The organism is Corallococcus exercitus, assembly GCF_003611585.1.
In the GTDB taxonomy this organism is placed as follows: Bacteria; Myxococcota; Myxococcia; order Myxococcales; family Myxococcaceae; genus Corallococcus; species Corallococcus exercitus.
Window position 1 is genome coordinate 1 of record NZ_RAVW01000833.1, and the last position, 826, is coordinate 826.

Below are 826 nucleotides of genomic sequence, written 5' to 3' on the forward strand. Positions count from 1 at the left end.
CCGCACCCACCCTTCCGCTGGACGTCTCCAGCCACGAGCCCTCGCTGATGGCAGCGCCCCGCCTCGTGGACGAGGCCGCTCCGCCCCAAGCTTCGGCCGAAGCTCTGGCCGACGCTCCGGTTCCCGGTGACGCGCTGGCGCTGCCGCACACGCACGCCCGCCGGGTGGACCACGTGGCCCGCGCCCAGGGCCTGCGCGAGCTGGGCGACCTGTCCGGGGCGGTGACGGAGCTGCGCCGCGCGCTGCACGACGACCCGGGCGCCACGGACGCCCTGGCCCAGCTCGCGCGCACGGCGCGGCTGGCCGGGGACACGAAGCTCGCCATCGACGCGTATGGCCGGCTGGGGCAAGCGGAGACCTCGGACGCAGGGGCGCTGGTGCAGCAGGCGCGGCTGCTGGTGTCGGAGGGCCGCTTCGCGGAAGCGGTCCACGTGGGGGAGGAGGCGCTCCTGCGCGACCCGGAGGACCCGGAGGTGTACCAGGTGCTCGGCCGCGCCCACCTGGGCGCCAACGAGCTGGCCTCCGCCATCCTGCGCTTCCAGCAGGCGGTGCACCTGGACCCCGAGCACGGCCACGCGCTCAACAACCTGGGCTTCGCCTACCTGCGCGCCAACGACAACGCCCGCGCCGTGGAGGTCCTCACCCAGGCCGCGGCCCTCCTGCCCCACGTAGCCTACGTGCAGAACAACCTGGGCGTCGCCTGCGAGCGCCTGGGCCGGCTGGAGGAGGCCCGCGCCGCCTACGCCGCCGCCACCCGGCTGTCGCCCCGCTACGTGCAGGCCCGCGTCAACGCGGAGCGGGTGGGCCGCGTCGCCCGGGCCGACCC

Annotated in this window: 1 protein-coding gene; it reads left to right on the forward strand. The window is 76.4% G+C overall.

The window, feature by feature from the left end; translation table 11 throughout:
- Nucleotides 1–47: 47 nt before the first annotated feature.
- Nucleotides 48–826 (forward strand): tetratricopeptide repeat protein (locus D7W79_RS42395; protein WP_244222289.1); only part of this gene is annotated, 779 nt, incomplete at its 3' end.